1 protein-coding gene is annotated in these 1,173 nt (G+C 69.7%); it reads right to left on the bottom strand.

Translation table 11 applies throughout. The features are described 5' to 3' along the window. On the bottom strand, window positions 1-867 hold an 867-nt coding region (locus JMJ56_RS33095; protein WP_202836118.1), incomplete at its 3' end, for a KilA-N domain-containing protein. Window positions 868-1,173: the final 306 nt, after the last annotated feature.

Genomic DNA, 1,173 nt, shown 5'->3' with positions numbered 1-1,173 from the left:
CATCCGCATGAAGCGGACGAGGTAGCCACCGCGGGTCAGCTCGGTGTGGCAGGGGCCGCAGATCAGCCAGCCATGCTCCGGCCTGTTGAGACCGCGATGGAAGAAGTGGTCGAACTCGGCGCCGGCCAGCGGCTGGCCGTCCCCGCTGATGACAGGGTTCCGGTCGCAGCAGGGGCACTGGCCCTCGTGGGGCTCGGCGGCCACCACGGCGCGGATCACCGCCTGACTGCGGTCGGAGAAGTGCCGCCGCTTGCCGAGCAGGAGGTCCTGGGACGACAGCAGCAGGAACATCAGGTCCGCCGCATGGCGGTCGACGGTGTCGAGCCGGCGGTGCAGGGCGCGGAACTGCTGCAGGATGTGCCGCAGCAGCGGATCCTCGCCCGCCTCCGGGCCGTCGAGGTGCTCCATGGCGGAGCGGACCACGACGTTGCACCAGAGGTGGAACTGCGGCGAGAGGTACCGGGCATAGGCCAGCGCGAGCTGCCAATGCGCCCAAGTGCCGCCCAGCCGTCCCCGCAGGGTGGCGACCAGGCCGTCGCTGTCGCAGTCTAAAATACCGTCCTGGCCGGCATTATCGGCCGTGGCGCCATCGAGCTGGGTCGGGTGGATGCCGTACTGGGCTAAAATGCCGTCCTGGCTGGTATTTTCCGCCATGCCGGGGTCGATCCCGGTGGCCTGCGCGCCGGCATAGGCGCGAAACCGTCCTGTCTCATCGAGGGCCAGCCAGTCGCTGGGGCGCTGGTTCTCCGGGGCGCGAGCCGCCTTCCACATATCCGTCAGGTTCAGCATGCTGCCGCGCTGGCGGATGATCCGGCCCTCATAGCAGAGCGAGCCGGTCCCGCTGGTCGGGGTGTAGGTGATGGTCATGGATGTCTCCAACATCGGGTTCGGCCTTGCTCAAGGGCCGCGACGGTCGGCTTGAGAGCTACCGAGCCTGGCTGGAGAGGGGCGGGCAGGGGGTGGACCCCCAGCCCGCCACCAAGTAGGCGGAGGATGCGCGTCGAAGCGACCAGGCTGGCGCGCCAGCTTGGTCGCCGTGGTCGTGGATCCATCCACGGGATAACCGCCGCGGCTGGCGCAGCGGGGCCGGTGCCACTGGCTTCGGGTGACCGAAGCCGGCACCGGGTGGGCGCTGTCATCGCCATCCCGTGCCACCGCTGGCAGGGGAGGGTT

This window comes from Belnapia arida, assembly GCF_016773205.1.
Lineage (GTDB): Bacteria > Pseudomonadota > Alphaproteobacteria > Acetobacterales > Acetobacteraceae > Belnapia > Belnapia arida.
This window is presented reverse-complemented; position numbering and strand designations above follow the sequence as displayed.